We start from the raw sequence: 1,013 nt of genomic DNA on the forward strand, positions 1-1,013 counted from the left end.
CCCTGATCGTCCTCCGCGAAGACCGTACGCAGGCTCTCGTGCCGCGCCACCACGTCATTCAACGCACCAGCCAACGCCTCAAGGTCCAACTCACCCGTCAACCGCAACGACAACGGAACGTTATACGTCGGATTGGGACCCTCCAGCCGATCCAGAAACCACAACCGCTGCTGCGCATACGACAACGGCACCCGACCCGGCCGCGGCACCACCGCCACCACCCCACCACCGGCACCCTCCGCCGACGCCAACACCGCCGAAATCCCCGCCACACTCGGCGCCTCGAACATATCCCGAATCGCCAAATCCACCCCCAACACCGACCGCACCCGCGACACCAACCGAATCGCCAACAACGAATGCCCACCCAGACCAAAGAAATCGTCATCAATCCCCAGATCCGCAACCCCCAGCACATCCGCAAACAACCCGCACAACACCTCCTCACGCGGATTACGCGGACCCCGCCGCACCCGACCCACCACCTCCACCACCGGCACCGGCAACGCCCTGCGATCCAACTTCCCGTTCACCGTCAACGGCAACTCGTCCAACACGACAACCGCCGACGGCACCATGTAATCCGGCAACCGCTCAGCCGCCAACACCCGCACCGCGTCCGGCTCCAGGCCGGCCGCACCCACCACATAAGCGACCAGACGCACATCACCCGGCGTGTCCTCCCGCGCCACCACCGCCACCCGCTCGACCTCTGCATGCGCCAGCAGCACCGACTCGATCTCACCCAACTCGATACGGAAACCCCGCACCTTCACCTGATCATCAACACGCCCCACGTACTCCAACTGACCCCCGGTCGTCCACCGCACCAGATCCCCCGTGCGATACATCCGCTCACCACTACCGAACGGACACGCCACAAACCGCTCCGCCGTCAGACCCGCACGACGCCAATACCCCCGCGCCAACGGCACACCCGCCACATACAACTCCCCCGCCACCCCATCCGGCACCGGACGCAACCCCGCATCCAACACAAACACCCGCGTATT

1 protein-coding gene is annotated in these 1,013 nt (G+C 65.2%); it reads right to left on the reverse strand.

The genetic code is table 11. The features are described 5' to 3' along the window. The coding region (locus ACH4K4_RS38715) for a phosphopantetheine-binding protein (protein WP_398175092.1) at positions 1-1,013 on the reverse strand (1,013 nt) is incomplete at both ends.

The sequence above is a fragment of the Streptomyces sp. NPDC017529 genome, assembly GCF_044329785.1.
Taxonomy (GTDB): Bacteria; Actinomycetota; Actinomycetes; order Streptomycetales; family Streptomycetaceae; genus Streptomyces.